Here is a 20,147-nt window from a genome sequence, read left to right as displayed (position 1 = left end):
CCCAGGTGTCCTTGGTGCCACCGCCCTGCGACGAGTTGACCACCAGGGAGCCTTCCTTGAGGGCCACGCGGGTCAGGCCGCCCGCCACCATCTGCACCGACTTGCCCGACAGCACGAAGGGTCGCAGGTCAATGTGACGCGGCGCCACGCCCGACTCGACGAACGTCGGGCAGGTGGACAGGCTCAGCGTCGGCTGGGCGATGTAGTTGCTCGGGTTGGCGACGAGCTGCGCGCGAAAGGCGGCGATCTCGGCCTTGGTGGACGCCGGGCCGACCAGCATCCCGTAGCCGCCCGCGCCGTGGACCTCCTTCACCACCAGCTCGTGCAGGTGGTCAAGCACGTACTGGTAGTCGTCCTTCTCACGGCAAAGGTAGGTCGGGACGTTGTTCAGGATCGGTTTTTCCCCGAGGTAGAACTCGATCATCTTGGGCACGTAGGCGTAGATCGACTTGTCGTCGGCGACCCCCGTGCCGACCGCGTTCGACAGCGTGACGTTGCCGGCCCGGTAGACCGACAGCAGCCCCGGGCAACCCAGCGTCGTGTCCGGGCGGAACACCAACGGATCGAGGAAGTCGTCGTCCAGCCGGCGGTAGATGACATCCACGCGCTTCGGGCCGCGCGTGGTGCGCATGAAGACGAAGTTGTCCTTCACGAACAGGTCCTGGCCCTCGACCAGCTCGACGCCCATCTGCTGGGCCAGGAAGGCGTGCTCGAAGTAGGCCGAGTTGTACATGCCGGGGGTCAGCACCACGACCGTCGGGTCGTTGACGCCGTTCGGGGCGACCTCGCGCAGCGTCTCCAGCAGCAGGTCGGGGTAATGCGCGACGGGGGCAATGCGGTGGTTGGCGAACAGGTCCGGGAACAGCCGCATCATCATCTTGCGGTTTTCGAGCATGTAGCTCACGCCGCTGGGCACGCGCAGGTTGTCCTCCAGCACGTAGTAGTTGCCGCTGCCATCCGGGTTGGCCGCCCGCACGATGTCGATGCCGGAGATGTGCGAGTACACGCCGCCGGGCACGTCCACGCCGATCATCTCGGGGCGGAACTGCGCGTTGGAGAGGATCTGGTCGGCCGGCACGATGCCCGCCTTGACGATCTCCTGCCCGTGGTAGACATCGTGGATGAAGCGGTTGAGCGCCGTGACCCGCTGCTTCAGCCCCTGTTCCATCTCGCGCCACTCGTGGGCGGGGATGACGCGCGGAATCAGGTCGAAGGGGATCAGCCGCTCGGTGCCTTCGCCGGAATCCTTGTCGCCGTAGACGGCGAAGGTGATCCCGACGCGCCGGAAGATCATCTCCGCCTCTTCGCGCCGTGCATGCATCACCTCGGGCGGCTGCTGGGCCAGCCAGCGCGCATAGGTCCGATAGTGTTCCCGCACCGCAGCGCCACTGGCTGCGGCCTCGGCATCGGTGGAATTCATTTCGTCGAACATCGGTCTCATGGGGGTGGTGGATCGTTGAAAGCGTTGGAGCCGGTGGAAGAAGACTTAGCAATATCAGGGCCATCCTTCAGCGCCTCCACCACCACGGGCACCGACTCGGGTCGCTGCCAGTAGCGCGGACGCTGCCTGCGGGTGCAGTCTTGGGCGCCATCGGCACTGCGCCAGTGCCATGCACCACAATGGGGCGTCTGAACCACCGCGATGCCTTGTGCGCCGTAACGCGCCATCACCGCAGGCGCCGGATGCCCGTAGCGGTTGTGCCGCCCCGCCTGCACGATAGCCCAGGTCGGCTGCACCGATTTGAGAAAATGCACCGTCGAGGAGGAGCCGCTGCCGTGGTGCGGCACCAGCAGCACCTCGGCCTTCAGGCGCTCCGGCTGTCGGATGACCAGGCGCAGCTCCTGGTCGATGCCGATGTCGGCCGTCAACAGCGCCGCCCGCCCGCGGGCCGACGCGATCCGCAGCACGCACGACACCGCGTTGGGCCGCAGCACGGCGATGCCCGGCCGGTCATGGTCAGCGGCCTCGGGGTGCAGGAACTCGAAGGCCACGCCGTCCCACACCCAGCGCGTGCCGGCGGTGCAACGCTGGTGCGGCGCGTGCTGGCGCAGCGGGTGGCCCGGCTCCAGCGAACTCTGCACCAGGCCGACCGGCAGCGCCTGGAGCACCGCCGCTGCGCCGCCGCTGTGGTCCGTGTCGCGGTGGGTGATGACCATCTGGTCTAGCCTGCGCACGCCCAGTGCCCGCAGCAGCGGCACCAGCACCCGCTCCCCCGCATTGCCCGCCTCGCCATGGCGGCCATAGGCGGGGCCGGTGTCGTAGAGCAGGGTGTGGTGTGCGGTGCGCAGGAGCACGGCGTTGCCCTGGCCGATGTCGGCGGCGAGCAGCTCGAATTCTCCTTGCGGCGGCACCGGCAACACGGGCCACCCCATCGGCAGCAGCAGCGGCAACCCCGCCAGCCGCCACCCCAGCGGCAGCGGCGCCACCAGCAAGGCGGCAGCCGCGACACCCAGCGCCTGCGCCCACAGCGGCACCGCCGGCAGATGCACGCTCGCCCAGGGCCACGCCGCCAGCGTCTGCAGCACCGCCATCAAGCCCTCGACCACCGGCAGCGCCCAGCCCCACAGCGGCGCGTACACCAGCCCGAGCAAGGCCAGCGGCGTGACCAGCAGCGTCACCACCGGAATCGCCACCGCATTGGCCAGCAGCGACACCAGCGACACCTGCTGGAAGAACAGCAGCGTCCACGGCGCCAGCCCGACCGTGACCACCCACTGCGTGCGCCAGAGGCTGCGCAGCTCGGCCAGGGCGCGTCCACGCCAACCGAGGGCCCTCGCTGTCGTGCCCGTGTCGGACGGCGCCGTGCCACCCAGCATCAGCAGCGCCACCGCGACGAAGGACAGCCAGAACCCCGCCTGCAGCAGCGCCCACGGGTCCAGCGTCACCACGCCGACGGCCGCCGCCAGCAGGATGCGCCCGCCCGACCAGCGCCACGCCCCGCTGCGCAGCCCCACGACGATGGCCAGCATCCCCACCGTGCGCTGCGCCGGCACGCCCCAGCCCGCCAGCAGGGCATACCCCACCGCCACCCCCAGCCCGCCCCAGCGCGCCACCACCGGTGCCGGCCGCACCAGCAGCCACGCACTGCGCAGCCGCCAGCACCGCCCGATCACCAGCCCGCCCAGCCAGCCCAGCAGCGTGACGTGCAGCCCGCTGATCGACACCAGATGCGCGACACCCGTGGTGCGGAACACGGCCCAGTCCCCGCGCTCGATCGCCGCCTGGTCGCCCACCGCGAGCGCGGCCAGCAGCCCCGCCGCCGGGGTGTCGCCCAGCGTCTGGCGCAGGCGGTCGCGCAGGTTCTGGCGCAACCGATCGATGGGTTCACGGCCGGTTTCCGCCAGCAGCACGGCGTTCTGTACCGTGCCCACCGCCCCCACCCCGCGCTCGAACAGCGCCAGCACCATGTCGAACCCGTGCGGATTGACCGGCCCGTCCGGCAGGCGCAGCCGCACCGACAGGCGCCACCGCTGGCCCGCCCGCGGCATGGTCTTCGCGGTGAAGCCCGCCCCATCGCCTGCGGGATACCACGCCAGACTCAGGCGAGACGGCACGCCCTGGGGTGGCACCGGATCGGCCGCATCGACCACCAGATCGAAGCGCACGCCATCCGGCCGCCACACGGGCAAACCGGACACCACACCGGTGACGGACAGCGTCTGCAGCTCCAGCGCCGGGTCCAGCCGGTCGGCCAGCCGCTGCCCGGCGCGCCAGTCGGTCAGCGACCACGCGAGCAGAGCCGCCGCCAGCAGGGTCCACACCGCGGCCCGCCATCCGGCCGTCCAGCCCGACACCTTGCCCGCCACCACCAGCCCCAGCGCCACGCTGACCGCCAGCCAGCGCCCATCCGGGCCGGCCAGCGTGGCTTGCTGCAACTGCCACGCCGTGCCGAGCAAGCCCCCGGCCCCGGCCCACACGACCCCACCGCTCCCCCGGTCTGACGCCCGCATCCGTCCTGCCCTTCCGCTCAGTTCCGCTCAGTTCCGCTCAGTTCGATTGAGCTGCGACCAGTGTAGGATCGTGCAGATGGCACACCATGGCCACTGTAGTTTTTTTCATTTTCAGCATTCCATTCCATTCCCTTCCTCTTCCCCACTGCCATGAACATCTCCGAACGCCTCCAGGACCTGGGCATCACGCTGCCGCCCGTGGCCATCCCCGCCGCTGCCTACGTGCCCTTCGTGCAGACCGGCAACCTGGTCTTCCTGTCCGGCCACATCGCCAAGCGCGACGGCCAGCCCTGGGTCGGCCAGCTCGGCAAGACCATGACCACCGCAGAGGGGCAGCAGGCCGCCCGCGCCATCGCCATCGACCTGCTCGGCACGCTGCAAGCCGCCGTGGGCGATCTGGGCCGCGTGCGCCGCATCGTCAAGGTGATGAGCCTGGTCAACAGCACCGGCGACTACACCGAGCAGCACCTCGTCACCAACGGCGCGTCGCAGCTCTTCGCGCAGGTCTTCGGCGACCAGATCGGCGCCCACGCCCGCAGCGCCTTCGGTGTGGCGCAGATTCCGCTGGGCGCCTGCGTCGAGATCGAGCTGATCGCCGAGATCGCCGACACCGAATGACCCCGATCCGCCTGTTGCAGCGCCACACCCGGCTCGCCCTGGCGCTGGTCGCGCTGGCGTGTCTGGCCAGCGTGGGTGGCGCGCTCTACGCGCAGCATGTCCACGGGATGGAGCCGTGCCCGTGGTGCATCCTGCAGCGCATCCTGTACCTGGCGATCGCCGCCGTGGCCTTGCTGGCCGCCGCACTGCCGGCCAGAAGCGCGGGGCGTGTCTCGACGGCGCTGTCCGCGGTGCTGATGGCCGCACTCGGGCTGGCGGGGGTCGCCGCGGCGCTCTACCAGAACCTGGTCGCCGCCAAGCTGCCCTCCTGTGACATGACGCTGGCCGACCGGATCGTCTCGGGCCTCGGGCTGGATGCGTGGCAACCCGAGGTGTTCGAGGTGCGCTCGTCGTGCGCGGACGCGGCGGTGTCGCTGCTGGGCGTGCCGTTCGAGCTGTGGAGTGCGGCGCTGTTCGGGCTGGTGGCGGGGCTGTCGGCCGGGCTGGTGTGGGCCGTCCTTGCCCCGGAGCCTGGGGATGCGGACCCGTGGGCACGGGGCGTTGCGGGCCGCCAGACTGGGGCTTAATGGCGCCATGAGCGAGAGCGAGCAGGAACAGACCAGAGCACTGGCGCAGGAACAGGCCGAACGGGTCGTCCAGCGCCTGATGCGGCGTTACAGCGCCGACACCCACCGCCCCGTGCCGCCGTCCGCGCAGGACAGCGCCTTCCGCGACTGGCTGGGACTCGCCAGCGGCATGCCCCCGGCCGAGCTGAGCCGGGCCACGGTCGCGCAGGTCGATACCCGCCTGATTCCCCTGGAGGTCAGCCGACAGCGCCTGTGCGTGGCCTTGCGGGCAGCGGATGGCGCGGTCGCCCTGGTGCTGGCCGACCCCTTCGACCGCGACCACCGCCTCTGGCTCGAAGCCCGCCTGCGCGACGCCGGCCACCCGCGCACGCGCTGGTATGTCACGCCAGTACAGGCACTGCTCGGCTTCGTGGACCGCATCGAGCACACCCGCCTCGCCGACGAGGCCCGCCACACGGGCGTGCGCCGGCCCGGTCGTGACGTGCCGGCCGAATCGGACGCGCTGCGCCACATCAACGGCGTGCTGCGCCAGGCCCTGAGCGCCCGCGCCACCCATGTCCACTGGCTGCAGGCTGAAGCGGGGGAAACCGGCCGCGAGGCACCTGGCACATGGCGGATGCGCGTCGAAGGCGTGCTGCACCGCGCACCGCCCCCCGCCGCCGCCGCCGCCGATCTTGACGCATCGGCACCGTCGTTCAACGCCGTGTTCGACGCACTGCAGTCGGCGGCGACGCGGGACGGGCACCTGCCGGTCGTCCACGCCGGACGGCAGTTGACGGCACAGATCACCGTGCTGTCCCGCGACACGGCGGACGGGCGCACCGAACGGGCGGCCGTGCTGCGCCTGCCGACGCACGTTGCGGCGGACCACACCCCCAGCCTCGACGCGCTCGGCCACGACAGCTCCACGCTCGACCGGCTGCGCAGCGCCCTGCAACGCGCACATGGCCTGTGGCTGCTGGTGTCGCCGCCTGGTGCAGGCAAGTCCGAGACGCTGCAGGCGCTGGCCCGCGAGCGGACAGCGGCCGGCCAGCGGGTGCTGCTGTTGCCGCAACCGACCCCGGACGTGCTGGACGCGGCCTTCGCGCAGGATCTGGATCTCCTGCTCATCGACGAGCTGGACGGGCCGGTGTCGGCGGTGCGGCTGGCCGACGAGGTGCTGCGGGGCCGGCCGGTGGTGCTGTGCGTGGCGGCGCCGGACCCGTGGTCGGCGCTGGTGCGGCTGGAGCGCCAGGGCTGGCCGGCACCGCTGCTGGCGAGTGCGCTGCGCGGGGTGCTGATGCAGAGTCTGCTGCGCCTGAATTGCCCGTCGTGCAGCCGCCCGGTGGCGCCGGCACGGGCCGGGCAGCCGCCCTCGGTGCGCGGCGCAGGCTGCGCGGACTGCGACCACACCGGGCAGATCGGCCGGCAGGTGGTGAGCCGCTGGCTGACCGTGACGCCGCTGCTGGCCGACCTGCTCGCCACGCACGCCTCGCCGCAGGCATGGAACGCCGCCGCGGCACGGGACGGCTACACCGGCCTGCACGACGCCGCGCTCGACTGGGTCACCGCCGGGCTGGTGTCGCGGGAGGAAGCGCAACGTGTCGCTGCGCTGGCGGTCTGAGCTGCTGCTGGAGCTGCGGATGCGGGGCTGCCAGGCGCAGTTGCTGGGCGCGGGCTGGACAGCGCACAGCCAGGCCTCGGCCAGCGCCGGCGGCAGTGGCGGTGCGGCCCTCTCCGCTGCGCTGGCGGCGCTGCGGCTGGCCGACGTGGACACGCTGCCCTCCATCGCCCGGCTGCGCGTCGCCGACGAATACGTGCTGCACCGGTTGATCGAGGGGGAAGGCTCGCGGGCCATGGTGCTCGCGCAGGCCCGTGCCCACTTCGACCAGGCGCTCGGGCCGGGCGAGCGCCACGTGATGCTGCTGCCGCTGGGCCGCAAGCGCCACCGCTGGCTGGCCAGCGCCATCAACACCAGTGATCTGGCGGCCTGGACGGATGCGCTCTCGCAGTCCGGGGTGTACCTGGCGGACATGCAGCCCATGCTGTTCGACGAATGGCAGCGGCTGCGCGACCAGATCCGTGACCAGGACGCCGTGCTGGTGCTGCTGCGCGACGAGGGGGCGACGCTGATCCGCCTGATCGACGGGCTGCCGGTGGACCTGCTGTGGGAGCGGTTCGATCCGGGCGATGCGGCCACGCTCGATCGCCGCCTGCGGGCCTTTGCGCGCACGCCGCAGGGCCGCAGCCTGCGCCCGGTCTGGGCACAGAGCGACCACGCCGACACTGCGCCACCGCCGACCGAGTCCACCCAGGTGATCTACCTGCTGCCCGAAAGCAAGACGCTGTGCCGCTATGTCTGGGACCGGGACGCTGTGGATCTGGCGGGCGACAGGGCGGCGGACGCAGGCGCCGCCACACCCTGAGGCGCGGTGTCGGTCGGCTCGTCGGGGTCGGAACCCGCCAGCCGCATGCCCACTTGCACCCGCAGGCCGCCCAGCTCCGGCGAGCGGTCCACCTCCACCGACAGGTGCAGCGCCAGCGCGATGCGGCGCACGATGGACCAGCCCAGGCCGCTGCCCGGCCGCTCGTTGCCCAGCGCGCGGAAGAAGCGTTCGCCCAGCCGCGCCAGGTGTTCGGGCGGCAAGCCGGGGCCGCTGTCCTCGACCACCAGCATCACCCAGTCCGGCATCACCGGCACCACGGAAACACGCACCGTCGCCCCCCGCGGGCTGTAGCGCAGCGCGTTGTCGATCAGGTTACGCAGCAGCACTGCCAGCAGCGTCGGTTCGGCCCGCACCTGCAGCCAGCCCACGTCCTCCGGCGCGTCGAGCTGCAGCTCCTGCCCTTCGTCGAAGGCGCACGAGGCGATCTCGACCACTTCGTCCCGCGCCAGCACCACCAGATCGACATGGCCCAGGCGCGCCTGCGGCTCGGCCTCCAGGCGGGCCAGCGTGAGCAACTGCTGCACCAGCCGCGTGGCCCGGTCGCAGCCGACCAGCGTGGCCTGGAGCGCATGGCGGCGCGCAGCCGGGTCGTGGACGGCCAGCGCCGCCTGCGCCTGGGCGCGGATGCCGGCGATCGGCGTGCGCAGCTCGTGCGCGGCGTCGGCGGTGAAGCGGCGCTCGGACGCCAGCAGCGCGGTCGTCCGGTCGAACAGCTCGTTGAGGGCGCTCACCAGGGGCAGCAGCTCGGTGGGGGCGTCGTGCATCTGGATGGGGTCGAGCGCGGCCGGGTCGCGGCCCGCCAGCTCCTTGCCGAGCCGGTCCAGCGGCACCAGCCCGAGCCGCACCGCCCACCACACGCTCAACCCCAGCAGCGGCAGCGCCACCAGCAACGGCAGGAGCGAGCTGCGCAGCACCGCCTGGAGGATCTCGGCCCGCGAATAGCTCAGCTCGCCGACCAGCACGATCACGTCGGACTGGCTGGGCCGCGCCGCGAAGACACGCCAGTCCCGTCCGGCCAGCCGTGTGGCGTGGAAACCGGGTTGCAGGGGCGCCAGCGGCTCGGCCGGCGCGTTCCACGAGTGCAGGTCGAGCTGGCCCGCTCGCCAGACCTGGAAGGCCACCCGCGGCGAGTACCGGTGCAGGTTGTTGGCCGGCGGCAGCAGCACTTCGCCACCGTCCTGCAACTGCAGCGCCACCAGCAGCGCCGCCGACTGCGCCAGGTGGCCGTCAAGCAGGTCATCGAGTTCGCGGCGCGTGTCGGCCCAGGCCAGCACCGCCGCCAGCAACCACAGCAGCGACACTCCCGCCAGCACCCGCCGCAGCAGCCGCGTGCGCAGCGAGCTGCTGGCCACGCGGGTGGTCACAGCGGTGCGAGACCGCTGTCGGTGCCGGTGACGGTGTCGCCCGTGCCTGCCGGGCTGGACTGGGCGGCAAACGCGTAGCCGACACCGCGCACGGTGCGGATGCGGTGGGAGCCGAGCTTGCGCCGCAGGTGGTGGACGTGGACCTCGATGGTGTTGCTGCCGACTTCCTCGCCCCAGCCGTAGAGGTGGTTTTCGAGCTGCTCGCGGGTGAGCACCCGGCCGGGGCGCAGCATCAGCACATGCAGCAGGCTGAACTCGCGGCTGGAGAGCTTGACCACCTCGCCGTCCGCCCAGACTTCACGGGACGCGGGTTGCAGATCGACGCCGTTGCAGCTCAGGCGGTCCTGGGCCTGTCCATGCGAGCGGCGCACCAGAGCGCGCAGGCGGGCGGCAAGTTCATGCAGATCGACGGGCTTGACCACGTAATCGTCTGCCCCGAGGTCGAGCGCCTGGATGCGCTGGGGCACGGCGTCGCGCGCCGTCAGCACCAGCACGGGGGTCGCCACGCCGCGGGTGCGCAGGTTGTGCAGCACGTCCATGCCATCGACGCGGGGCAGGCCCAGATCGAGGATTGCCGCGGTGTAGGTCTGGTTCAGCAGCTCCCGTTCGGCGGCCACCCCATCGCGCACCCAATCGACCTGGAAGCCCAGGGCTTTCAACCCGGCGCGCAAACCATCGCCCAGCAAGGGGTCGTCTTCCGCCAGCAGCAATCGCATGATTTGAAAATATCCCTCAGTCTCGGTGAATGCCCCGATGGTACCGGCTGGGAATGAAGGCGGCCTTAGTTTGAAACAAAAAGAAGGCCCGACCAAAATGGGCCGGGCCTGAAAGCCCGCGCCACCGGAGTGGCACGGTGCGGGGGAACTGGAGAATCAAACTAAATTCACGACAGTTACGAATTTAACACAACAATGCGCGTGAAACCAACAGCAGCCTACACAGACCACCTTAACGAAGATTAACCAAATCGGCGATTTATCAGTTACAGCGCCCGTAATATCAAAATCCATCCCAATCGTGGTACTCGCTTAATCAAACTGCTGGCGAGGGTGCAGAAATCGCCTGCACCTTCATCGTGGTGTCGATGGCGCGGCCCTTGCGCGCACGCCGGCCCACATAGGCAGCAAGCGCCGCCGGCCGCAAATCCTCGTCGCGGGCCTTGGCGCCGCGCCCGACACCGCTGACCCGCAATCCGGTCGAAAACGGCACCACCATGCGCAGCGGATCGGCGGCATCGACCTCCATCAGCGTCAGCCCGCGACCACCGTTGGGCTGGTGCTTGAGTTCACCCAGCCCGAACACCAGCAACCGCCCGCCTGCGGACAAACAGGCCACCTGCGTGTGCTTCGGCTCCACCGCGACCGGCGGGAACCACTGCTCGCCCGCCTCCAGCGCGAGGTAGCTCTTGCCGCCCTTCTGCCGCGTGACGAGATCGCCGAGTTTCGCCAGCAAGCCCGTGCCGCCGCTGTGGGCCAGCAGCAGCAGCCGGTCGGCCGACCCCGCCAGGTAATGCAGGATCTGCGTGCCCGACTCCATCTCGACCAGCGAGGTGATCGGCGCACCATCGCCCCGCGCCCCCGGCAAGGCGCTGACCGGCACCGAATACACCCGCCCGTTGCTGCCGCAGACGATGAGCGGATCGACCGTGCGGCACTCGAACGTCCCGTACAGCCCGTCGCCCGCCTTGAACGCGAAACCCGCCGCGTCATGCCCGTGGCCGGTACGCGCCCGCACCCAGCCCTTCTGGCTCACCACCACCGTCACCGGCTCATCGATCACCTTCACCTCGGCGACGGCTTTCTTCTCGGCCTGGATCAGCGTGCGGCGGTCGTCGCCGAACTGCTTGGTGTCGGCCTCGATCTCGCGGATGACCAGCCGGCGCAGCGAATTCGGGTTGCCGAGGATGTCGTCGAGCTTGCCCTGCTCGGTGCGCAGCTCCGACAGCTCCTGCTCGATCTTGATCGCCTCCAGACGGGCGAGCTGGCGCAGGCGGATCTCCAGGATGTCTTCGGCCTGCCGGTCGCTCAAGCGGAAGCGTTCGATCAACGCCGCCTTCGGCTCGTCGCTCTCGCGGATGATGCGGATCACCTCGTCGAGGTTGAGCAGGACCGTCTGCCGCCCTTCGAGGATGTGGATCCGGTCGTGTACGCGGGCCAGCCGGTGTTCGGTGCGTCGGCGCACGGTGGCGAGCCTGAAGCCGATCCACTCGGCAAGCATCTGACGCAGGCTCTTCTGCGTCGGGCGGCCGTCCGCGCCGACCATGGTGAGGTTGACCGGGGCGGAGCTTTCGAGACTGGTGTGCGCCAGCAGCGTGGTGATCAGCTCCTGCTGGTCGATGGCACGGCTCTTCGGCTCGAACACCAGCCGCACGGCCGCGTCCTTGCTCGACTCGTCGCGCACGCCATCGAGCACCGACAGCACCGTCGTCTTGAGCTGCACCTGCTCGGGGGTGAGCGCCTTCTTGCCGGTCTTGACCTTCGGGTTGGTCAGCTCCTCGATCTCTTCGAGCACGCGCTGGCTGCTGGCGCCGGGCGGCAGTTCGGTGACGACCAACTGCCACTGCCCCCGCGCCAGATCCTCGATCTTCCAGCGGGCGCGCACCTTGAGCGAGCCGCGGCCGGTGCGGTAGGCGTCGCGGATGTCGCTCTCGCTGCTGATGAGCTGGCCACCACCGGGGTAGTCCGGGCCGGGCAGCAGGGCGTGCAGCGCGTCGTCGCCGAGGTGCTCGTCGCGGATCAGCGCCACCACGGCGGCCGAGACCTCGCGCAGGTTGTGGCTGGGAATCTCCGTGGCCAGCCCGACCGCGATGCCGGACGCACCGTTGAGCAGCACGAACGGCAAGCGGGCCGGCAACTGGCGCGGCTCCTCGGTCGAGCCGTCGTAGTTGGGGATGAACTCGACCGTGCCCTCGTCGATCTCGTCGAGCAGCAGGCGGGAGATCGGGGCCAGCCGCGCCTCGGTGTAGCGCATCGCCGCGGCGCCGTCGCCATCGCGCGAACCGAAGTTGCCCTGGCCGTCGATGAGCGGGTAGCGCAGCGCGAAGTCCTGCGCCATGCGGACCAGCGCGTCGTAGGCCGCGGTGTCGCCGTGCGGGTGGTAGCGGCCGAGCACGTCACCGACGACACGGGCACTCTTGACCGGCCGGGCGCCGCTGGTCTGGCCGCTGGTGCTGCGCGAGGTGGTCAGACCCATGCGCTGCATCGCGTAGAGGATGCGGCGCTGCACGGGCTTCTGTCCGTCGCACACATCGGGGAGTGCCCGGCCCTTGACGACGCTGAGCGCGTATTCCAGATAGGCACGCTCGGCGTAGTGCGCGAGTGTCAGGGCGTCATCGCCGGGGCCAGGGTGGCGGGCGGGCGCGGAAGAGAAATCGATCGTGGTCTGGTCCATCTTGCGGCAGTCGGGTCACGGCATGACCCGCCGCCTCAGCGGAAACCGGCACGGGTCACGTCAGGCAAAGGGATGCGCCTGCGGCACGATTGTGCAGGACATTGCCGCCGCCATCGCCCGCAGCGGGGTGGGCCGCACCACGCGCGGGGTCTGCACCGGTGCGTCGATCGCCCAGCCGAGGTCCACCGGATCGGGCGTGCTGTCCAGCGCAACGTGGTCGGTCTGGGCCGACCAGTCGGACAGGCTGAAGCGGGTGTCGGGCGCTTTGCCGGTGGCCGGTGCGACCTGCGCCCAGTCGGCACAGGTGTCCGCGAAACACGGCGGCAGCAAGTCCTCGCAGACCAGGCTGTCGGCGGACAACTGCCTCGGCGGACGGGCCACCGTCGGCGGCAGCTCGGCCAGAACGGGCACAGACGGCAGCGAGGGGCGGGGCATGGGCACACCCATGGCGGCAACCGGCAGCAGGGCCGCACTGCCAGGGTGCTGGTTGCGCTGCTCGCGCCGGGCCTTCAGGTGGCGCTGCCCGGCGAACAAGGTCACGAGGACAAAGATGAGCAGCAGTTGGGCCAAGATCGAGGCGGTACCGAGTTCCATGTGCAGTGTTCCCCTGCGTGTGTAGGTGTGTGTGTTGGTGCTGTAGCCACTGACACTGCCGCATTCACACCGCGGTCTGCGCATCAGCTTCCATCCCCCGACAGTCGTCTTTCTCGTTGTTCTGGAAAAAGACCCTCCCTGTCAGTTGTCGTTACCTGCGAGCCATCCGCGGGGGGGAGGATGTGCAGCTCGCCAATGGATGGTAGGTGGCCCTGTTCTGCACAGTACCGGGCAGAGGTCCGGTCGGCGCCAAGACTTTGGTCTGGACAACCCTCGCCCACCAAACCACACCACACCTCACCTCACCATGCTGCCTGGTACGAGCGCGGGTTGAAGCGCGGGTGCCGCGTGATCGCGCCGATGTCCACGAACTCGAAGTCGTTGAGCTTCATGTGCTGGATCTGCCAGACCGTCAGGGGGTTCCAGCGTTCGTCCGGGTCGCCTTGCACGAAGAAGTCCGAGCCGATGTCCGCCACGTACAGGCCGTATTTCTGCATCGCGCGCGCCAGCACCTTGGCCTGTGCCGTCCACCAGAACGGGATGTCGAAGTCCGCCCGCAACCGCAGCAGCGCGCCGAAGGGGATGCCGTCGGCGCGGGTCGTGCCGGCGGAGTGGCTGGCGGGCCAGGTGTGGCGGCGGTCCAGCACGGCATCGCGGAAGGTCACGCGCAGCGCATGGGGGATGACGCCCGCCTCCACCTCGTCGATGCGCGCCAGCAGCGGCAGGATGGGCAAGCCCGCCGCGTCGGCCGAGGTCCAGCCGTCCGGGCGCATCTCCATCGACTTCAAGTCCCAGGCGGCGGTGGCGTAGGCGCTCCAGCGGCCGTTGACCTGGTAGCTGAAGTAGCTTTCCCAGAGGCGGCAGGCGCCCTGCTCCAGCACCAGCACATGGCGGTCACCGCAGGTGGCGGGGTCGTTGCAGGCGCCGCGTTCGGCCTTCAGCAAGGCGTCGAGCGGATAGGGAAAGCGCCGCCGTGTCGGGATCACGCCATCGCAGCCGCGCAGGATCGCCGGCGTGCCCTGGTCGCCGACGGCGCAGTCGCTCTCGGCGGGCACGCCCTGGCCATTGGAGTCGCGCACATCCTGGATGCCGTGGCTCACCAGCGGCCAGCGGGTGGTGGCGGGGGTGCCATCGACCACGTTGACGGGGATGCCGTAATAACGCTCGGTCTGCAGGGGATCGACGGTGCGGCCCCAGTCGGCGTGCAGCTTGCGGCCCGGGCCGATGGAGCCGAGCCAGGCGGTGCTGCGGGCGTGGGGCGGGAAACGCTGCACATCGTCGATGCGCTGGCTGAAGATGGCACCGGGGGGGAAGAGTTCGCAGCCGGCGAGGGCCGGTGCGGCCTGCGCGGCCGGTGCGAGCAGCGGGGTCAGTGCGCAAAGCACCCTGGACGCGGCCAGCACGGCGGAGCGGAAAAACGGATGGACAGACATGGGCAGAGCGGCAGCAGCCGGGTGGAGACATCGATCACCCAGTATCGATCCATCGCCACTGCCCCGAGAACCCGAAGCGAGAATCTGGCAGATTCCTGTTGTTTGAAAAAATTCCTCCCTGCCAGTTATGTTCCCTGCGAGCCGTCCGCGGGGGGGAGGACATTGCAGCTCGCAGACAGCATGGTAGGCGGGAGCCTCGGCCGCACCGCCAGCCCAAGGGTGGGTGCGGACCCAGACCTAAGTCGGGACTCAGTTGGGTGGCACCAGCTTGTGGCGCAGCGCCAGCAGCACCGCCTCGGTGCGGTTGCTCACCCCCAGCTTGCTGAGGATGTTGGTGATGTGGAACTTGACGGTGGGCAGCGCGATGCCGAGCTGGTCCGAGATGTCCTGGTTGCTCAGGCCGCGCGCCATCAGCGCCAGCAGCCCGCGCTCGCGCTGGGTCAGGTCGGCACCCGGTGCGGCGTTCTGCGACACGCTGATCAGCGCCTCGGTCGCCTCGGCGGACAACACGCGCCGCCCGCCATACGCCGCGCGGATCGTGTTGACCAGCTCGTGCGCCGACGCCGTCTTGGTCAGGTAGCCGACCGCCCCGGCCGCCAGTGCCCGCTGCACCTCGCCCGGCTCGGTCAGGCTGGTCAGGATGAGGAACCGCGTCTGCGGCGCCAGCGGGCGCAACTGCCGGATGGCCTCGATGCCGTCCATCTGGGGCATCAGCAGGTCCATCAGCACGACATCGGGCTGCAGCGCCGGGATCATCCGCACGGCATCCGCGCCGTGCCCGGCTTCGCCGACGCAGTGGAAGTCGCTCTCGCCCATGATCATCCCCACCAGACCGGCGCGGATCATGGGGTGGTCATCGACGATGAAGACGCTGATGCGCGCCGAAGGAGTAGCGTGGGTAGCGTGTGGGGTCATGTGAGTTCCAGCCGGATGTCAGTGCCCTCGTCCGGTCCCGAGGTGATGAGCCAGGTCGCGCCGATTTCGGCGGCCCGCTCGGCCATGTTGCTCAGGCCGAAATGGCCCGGCGGCGACACACCGGGGTCGAAACCATGCCCGTCGTCGGCGATGCGCAGCCGCCCGCCCCGCCCCTGTTCGGGCACGATCCATTCGATCACGGCGTGGCTGGCGCCGCTGTGGCGGGCGATGTTGGACAGCGCCTCCTGGGCGATGCGGTAGATCTGGATGCGCGTGGCGCTGGGCAGGCGGTCTTCGCGGGCCAGCCGGTGGGTGACGTCGATCGCGCCACGGCAGGCGAGCGCGTCGATGGCGTGCTGGAGCAGATCGGCCAGCGGCAGGTGCTGCAGCGCGTCCGGCCGCAGCTCGAACATCAGCAGCCGCATCTCGGACAGCGCGCCCTTGTTGAGCCGCTCCAGCGCCTCGGCCTGCTGCTGCAGCGCCGCCGCCGCACAGGCGTCCTCGCCCTCCAGCAGCCGCGCCGCCAGCCGGCCGAGCGTGCCAGCGATCACGTTGGCAGCGAACAGCGTCTGCGACACCGCGTCGTGCAGGTCGCGCGCGATGCGGTTGCGCTCGGCCACCACCGCCTGGTCCTTTTGCTGGGCCAGCAGTTGCGCGTGCCGCATCGCCAGTCCCGTCTGGCTGCCCACCGCGGTGAGCAGGCGAATGCGCTCCGCGTCGAAAAAGTCAGGCTCTTCGTGGTCCACCCGCAGCACGCCCATCACCGCCTCGCGTGACTTCAGCGGCACGGCCATCCATGCCTTCGTGCCCCGGTACAACCCCGAGGTGCGCGCATCGTCCGACAGCCACGACAACAGCCACGACAACAGGCTCTGGCGCACGCGGTTCTCGACGATGGCTTCACCTTCGCGCTCGATGTGCTCGTAATGTTGCAGGTTGGAGCGCGAAAGACGCATGCCGGTCAGGTCATCCTCGGGTGCCTGACTGGCGTCGTCGTTCTGCCTGTAGCCCATCAGCACGACCTGGCCGCCCTCGTCGCGGGCGGTGCGTGACCAGACCGAGGCGCTGGTGTAGGCCATGGTCTGCTCCAGCGCGCTCAGGGCTTCGGCGACCAGCTCGTGCAGCTCCGTCTTGCTGGCCAGCCCGATCGAGAGATCCTGCAAGGTGGAGAGTTCGTGCGTGCGCAGGGCCAGCCGGCGGCCCAGCGACTCGGTTTGGGCCAGCAGATCGCGCTGACGCCGGCGCCAGACCTCGATCAGCCGGCGCAGACCCGCGCTGGCGCGCTGCAGCTCCGAACTGCCAGTCTGCAGGGGCAGGTTGATGTCATCGACCGGCTCGCTGCGCCGCACCAACTGGGTCGCCGCGATGAGCTGCCGCAGCGAATGGCTCACCCGGTAGGCCAGCGCGGCGCTGGCAGCGGCGCACAGGGTGGCGGTGACCAGCATCGTCCCGACCAGCTCGGGCGAGACCCGTCCACCCCAGTGCAACCCGGCCGCCGCCAGCAGCGCCGGCAGCAGGATCACGGCCACGGACTGCCACACCAGCGAGTGGCTGTCGAAATGGCGGCGGCGCAGTCGGACCCACATGCCGTGCTCCACCCGCACTCAGTCGGGGAACTGGATCGGCGGGGTGTCGGTATCGGGCGGCGTGGTGCGCAGGGCCTCCACGGCTTCTTCGAGCAGACGCCCTGCCACATGCCGACCTCCGACACCCACGGCCACCGCCGCACCCACCGCGATCGCCCCCACCACCGAACCGAAGGCGATGCCCACGATGTCGCCCGGCAGCCCCGCCTGGCGCAGCGCCAGCGCCGCCGTGAAGAACAGGATCGCGCCGCGCACCAGATTGGCCAGCGCGGGGGCATTGGCGGCCGATCCCGCCTTGATGAGTCCGGCCACCCAGTTCGACAGCCACAACCCGCCAATCATCACGACGCCCGCCACGGCCACCCCTGCCAGCACCGCGCCAAGATTGACCACGAGCTTCGTCAGGATGGCAAAACCGAGCACCTCGCACGCCTGCATCACCGCCACGATCACGATGGAGAACATCACGACCGAGCCGGCCAGCTCCGAGGGGGTGCGGGCGCCGGCGCGGGTGGTGCTGCCCAGCCCGAGGTGTTGCGAGAGCTTGTTGAAGCCCATGCCGCTGAGCACGCCGGTGACGATGCCGGCGACCGCCCGCCCGATCAGCGCCGCCACCGCGATGATGATGGTCGAGGCCGTCACCTTCGGGATCAGCGCGATCACGGTGTCCAGCAGGTTGCTCACCGGCTTGGTCACGGCGTCCAGCCCGAGCGGCTCCAGCGCCGCGGCCAGCACCGGCAGCATGATGAACGAGAACACCACCGCGCCAACCAGCCCGGCCAGCCCGCCCTCGCCCAGCGACGCGGCCAGCCCCATGCGCTCGGCCACCTTCTCGGAGCCGGCGGCGCGCAGCATGCCGGTGGTGATCTGCCGCACGATCCGGGCCACGAGGAAGCCGATGCCGAACACCACGATGGTGCCGACCAGATTCGGCACGAACCCCATGATGCGCGACACCATGACGTTGACCGGGTCGAGCAGGCCCTTGAGTTCGAGTGTCTCCAGCAGCCCCGGCAGCGTGAACAGCCACACCACGCCGACGCCGACATTGGCCAGCATCGCCGAGAAACCCGGTGACTGCAGCTTCTCGTCCAGCCCGCGCGTCTGGCACAGCCGCCCGATCGCCGTCCGCACCAGCCGACTGCCGATCCACGCGACCAGCACCATCACCAGCGCGCCGATCACCTTGGGCGCATACGGCCCCAGACCACTCGCCACCGAACCCAACACACCACTGAATTGATCCATCGCTCTATCCCCGATCCCCGATCCCCGTCCCGGCGCCAGCCAGAACCCTCAGACATCCACGTCCACGGCGTCCCCGTGCAGCTCCATCAGCTCGCGCCGCGAGGCCGCCTCCCCCTTGCCCATCAGCTTGGTCAGCGCGGCGGTCGTGGCCGCCGTGCCGAGCGCGCCGCAGTCCACGCGCAGCAGCCGGCGCGTGTCCGGATTCAGCGTCGTTTCCCACAACTGCTCGGCGTTCATCTCGCCCAGCCCCTTGAAGCGGCTGATGTTCCATGACCCGTCGCGCGCGCCTTCCTTGCGCAGCTTGTCAAGTATCGCCTGCAATTCACCCTCGTCGAGTGCGTAAAACTTCGCGGCCGGCTTCTTGCCGCGGGCGGAAGCGTCCACGCGGTACAGCGGTGGCTTGGCGATGTAGAGGTTGCCGTTGTCGATCAGCCGCGGGAAATGGCGGAAGAACAGCGTCAACAGCAGCACCTGGATGTGCGAGCCGTCCACGTCCGCGTCGCTGAGGATGCAGATCTTGCCGTAGCGCAGACCCGACATGTCCGGCTGGTCGTTGGCCCCGTGCGGATCGACACCGACCGCCACCGCGATGTCGTGGATCTCGTTGTTGGCGAACAGCCGGTCGCGCTCCACCTCCCAGGCATTGAGCACCTTGCCGCGCAGGGGCAGCACGGCCTGCGTCTCCTTGTTGCGGCCCATCTTGGCGCTGCCCCCGGCCGAGTCGCCCTCCACCAGGAAGACCTCGTTCATCGACAGGTCTCGGCTCTCGCAGTCGGTCAGCTTGCCCGGCAGCACGGCCACGCCCGAACCCTTCTTCTTCTCGACCTTCTGCCCCGCGCGCTGGCGGGCCTGCGCCTGCCTGATGACGAGTTCGGCGAGTTTCTTGCCGTGTTCGACGTGCTGGCTCAGCCACAGCTCCAGCGTCGGCTTGACGAACGACGACACCAGCCGCAGCGCGTCCCGGCTGTTCAGCCGCTCCTTGGTCTGGCCCTGGAACTGCGGGTCGAGCACCTTGGCCGACAGCACGTAGCTGGCCCGCCCGAACACGTCGTCGGGCATCAGCTTCACGCCCTTGGGACACAGCGCATGCATCTCGACGAAGCCCTTCACCGCCTGGAACAGCCCGTCCTTCAGGCCCGCCTCGTGGGTGCCACCGGCAATCGTCGGGATCAGGTTGACGTAGCTCTCGCGCAGGTTGGTGCCCTCTTCGCTGAAGGAGACGCACCACGCGGCGCCCTCGCCTTCCGCGAAGGTCTCGTCGGCACCGCTGCTGGCGTACTGCGCGCCCTCGAACAGCGGAATCAGCGGCTCGCCGTTCAGGTGCTGCGCCAGGTAGTCGCGCAGGCCCCCCTGGTACAGCCAGGTCTGCACCTCGCCGGTCTTCTCGTGCGTCAGCGTGACCGTCACACCCGGCATCAGCACCGCCTTGCTGCGCAGCAGGTGGACGAGTTCGTGCTTCGGAATGTCGGCCGATTCGAAGTATTTCGGGTCCGGCCAGACGCGCACCGTCGTGCCCTGCTTGCGATCGCCGGACGAGGCCGGGCCGGCTGGCCGGATCACCAGCGGCTCCACCACGTCGCCGCCCGCGAAGGCCAGCGTGGCGACCTGTTTCTCGCGCCACACCGTCACCTGCAGCCGCGTCGCCAGCGCGTTCGTCACCGACACGCCAACGCCGTGCAGGCCGCCCGAGAAGCTGTACGCACCGCCCGAACCCTTGTCGAACTTGCCGCCCGCGTGCAGCCGGGTGAACACGATCTCGACCACGGACACGCCTTCTTCCGGGTGCAGGCCGAAGGGGATGCCGCGGCCGTCGTCCTCGATGCTGACCGAGCCGTCGCCGTGCAGGGTCACGCCGATGCGCTTGCCGTGGTGGGCGAGGGCTTCGTCGGCGGCGTTGTCGATCGCCTCCTGCACCATGTGCAAGGGGTTCTCGGTGCGGGTGTACATGCCGGGGCGCTGCTTGACCGGCTCCAGGCCCTTGAGGACGCGGATCGAGGCTTCGCCATAGGCGGCGGGAGAAGTGGAAGTCGGGGTCTTGGTGGCCATGGCGGCGGAT

At 70.0% G+C, this 20,147-nt stretch carries 15 protein-coding genes; 4 read left to right on the top strand and 11 right to left on the bottom strand.

The annotated features are described in order from the left end of the window. Both QZW52_RS05210 and QZW52_RS05205 read right to left on the bottom strand, forming a co-directional pair. Nucleotides 1-1,441: circularly permuted type 2 ATP-grasp protein (locus tag QZW52_RS05210; protein WP_293996022.1), on the bottom strand; the 1,441-nt coding region annotated here is incomplete at its 3' end. Continuing rightward, nucleotides 1,438-3,918 (bottom strand): DNA internalization-related competence protein ComEC/Rec2, encoded by a 2,481-nt coding sequence (locus QZW52_RS05205; protein ID WP_293996020.1) that lies wholly within the window; start codon nucleotides 3,916-3,918, stop codon nucleotides 1,438-1,440. The genes QZW52_RS05205 and QZW52_RS05210, both read right to left, overlap by 4 nt. A gap of 183 nt (nucleotides 3,919-4,101) precedes the next feature. On the opposite strand from QZW52_RS05205, the gene QZW52_RS05200 reads away from it, so the two are divergent. Genes QZW52_RS05200 through QZW52_RS05185 form a run of 4 tightly spaced genes read left to right on the top strand, consistent with a single transcriptional unit; the run spans nucleotide 4,102 to nucleotide 7,540 of the window. Further along, nucleotides 4,102-4,569, top strand: a complete 468-nt coding sequence (locus QZW52_RS05200; RefSeq protein WP_293996018.1) for a RidA family protein — start codon at nucleotides 4,102-4,104, stop codon at nucleotides 4,567-4,569. Next, the gene (locus QZW52_RS05195) at nucleotides 4,566-5,135 is read left to right on the top strand and encodes a disulfide bond formation protein B (RefSeq protein ID WP_293996016.1); all 570 of its coding nucleotides are present in this window, start codon (nucleotides 4,566-4,568) and stop codon (nucleotides 5,133-5,135) included. Before QZW52_RS05200 ends, QZW52_RS05195 begins: the two co-directional genes overlap by 4 nt. A gap of 7 nt (nucleotides 5,136-5,142) precedes the next feature. Next, nucleotides 5,143-6,738, top strand: a complete 1,596-nt coding sequence (locus QZW52_RS05190; protein ID WP_293996014.1) for an ATPase, T2SS/T4P/T4SS family — start codon at nucleotides 5,143-5,145, stop codon at nucleotides 6,736-6,738. Continuing rightward, a complete protein-coding gene (locus tag QZW52_RS05185; RefSeq protein ID WP_293996012.1) occupies nucleotides 6,716-7,540 on the top strand; it encodes a hypothetical protein in 825 nt (274 codons plus the stop codon). Before QZW52_RS05190 ends, QZW52_RS05185 begins: the two co-directional genes overlap by 23 nt. On the opposite strand, the gene QZW52_RS05180 is transcribed toward QZW52_RS05185, so the two are convergent. The 9 genes from QZW52_RS05180 to QZW52_RS05140 form a co-directional block, all read right to left on the bottom strand. Beyond that, entirely contained in the window at nucleotides 7,468-8,925 is a 1,458-nt protein-coding gene (locus QZW52_RS05180; RefSeq protein ID WP_293996010.1) for an ATP-binding protein, read from the bottom strand. The genes QZW52_RS05185 and QZW52_RS05180 overlap by 73 nt on opposite strands. Continuing rightward, nucleotides 8,922-9,641 carry a winged helix-turn-helix domain-containing protein gene (locus QZW52_RS05175; protein WP_293996008.1) on the bottom strand — a complete coding sequence of 240 codons (720 nt, stop codon included), beginning with the start codon at nucleotides 9,639-9,641 and terminating at the stop codon, nucleotides 8,922-8,924. The genes QZW52_RS05180 and QZW52_RS05175 overlap by 4 nt, the downstream gene beginning before the upstream one ends. 316 nt (nucleotides 9,642-9,957) lie before the next feature. Then, complete coding sequence (parC, locus tag QZW52_RS05170; protein ID WP_293996006.1) at nucleotides 9,958-12,315, bottom strand: DNA topoisomerase IV subunit A; 2,358 nt, start codon at nucleotides 12,313-12,315, stop codon at nucleotides 9,958-9,960. Between the two features lie 60 nt (nucleotides 12,316-12,375). Beyond that, on the bottom strand, nucleotides 12,376-12,909 hold the full coding sequence (locus tag QZW52_RS05165; RefSeq protein WP_293996004.1) for a hypothetical protein: 534 nt from the start codon (nucleotides 12,907-12,909) through the stop codon (nucleotides 12,376-12,378). Nucleotides 12,910-13,211: 302 nt separating this feature from the next. Next, nucleotides 13,212-14,342, bottom strand: a complete 1,131-nt coding sequence (locus tag QZW52_RS05160; RefSeq protein WP_293996003.1) for a hypothetical protein — start codon at nucleotides 14,340-14,342, stop codon at nucleotides 13,212-13,214. 249 nt (nucleotides 14,343-14,591) lie between these two features. Beyond that, nucleotides 14,592-15,257, bottom strand: a complete 666-nt coding sequence (locus QZW52_RS05155) for a response regulator (RefSeq protein ID WP_293996001.1) — start codon at nucleotides 15,255-15,257, stop codon at nucleotides 14,592-14,594. Beyond that, entirely contained in the window at nucleotides 15,254-16,843 is a 1,590-nt protein-coding gene (locus QZW52_RS05150) for a GAF domain-containing sensor histidine kinase (protein WP_293995999.1), read from the bottom strand. Before QZW52_RS05150 ends, QZW52_RS05155 begins: the two co-directional genes overlap by 4 nt. A gap of 18 nt (nucleotides 16,844-16,861) precedes the next feature. Next, on the bottom strand, nucleotides 16,862-18,091 hold the full coding sequence (locus tag QZW52_RS05145; RefSeq protein WP_293995997.1) for a mechanosensitive ion channel: 1,230 nt from the start codon (nucleotides 18,089-18,091) through the stop codon (nucleotides 16,862-16,864). A gap of 48 nt (nucleotides 18,092-18,139) precedes the next feature. After that, nucleotides 18,140-20,137 carry a DNA topoisomerase IV subunit B gene (locus QZW52_RS05140; protein ID WP_293995995.1) on the bottom strand — a complete coding sequence of 666 codons (1,998 nt, stop codon included), beginning with the start codon at nucleotides 20,135-20,137 and terminating at the stop codon, nucleotides 18,140-18,142. Nucleotides 20,138-20,147: the final 10 nt, after the last annotated feature.

The sequence above is a fragment of the Sphaerotilus sp. genome, from assembly GCF_013299175.1.
Taxonomy (GTDB): Bacteria; Pseudomonadota; Gammaproteobacteria; order Burkholderiales; family Burkholderiaceae_C; genus Sphaerotilus.
This window is presented reverse-complemented; position numbering and strand designations above follow the sequence as displayed.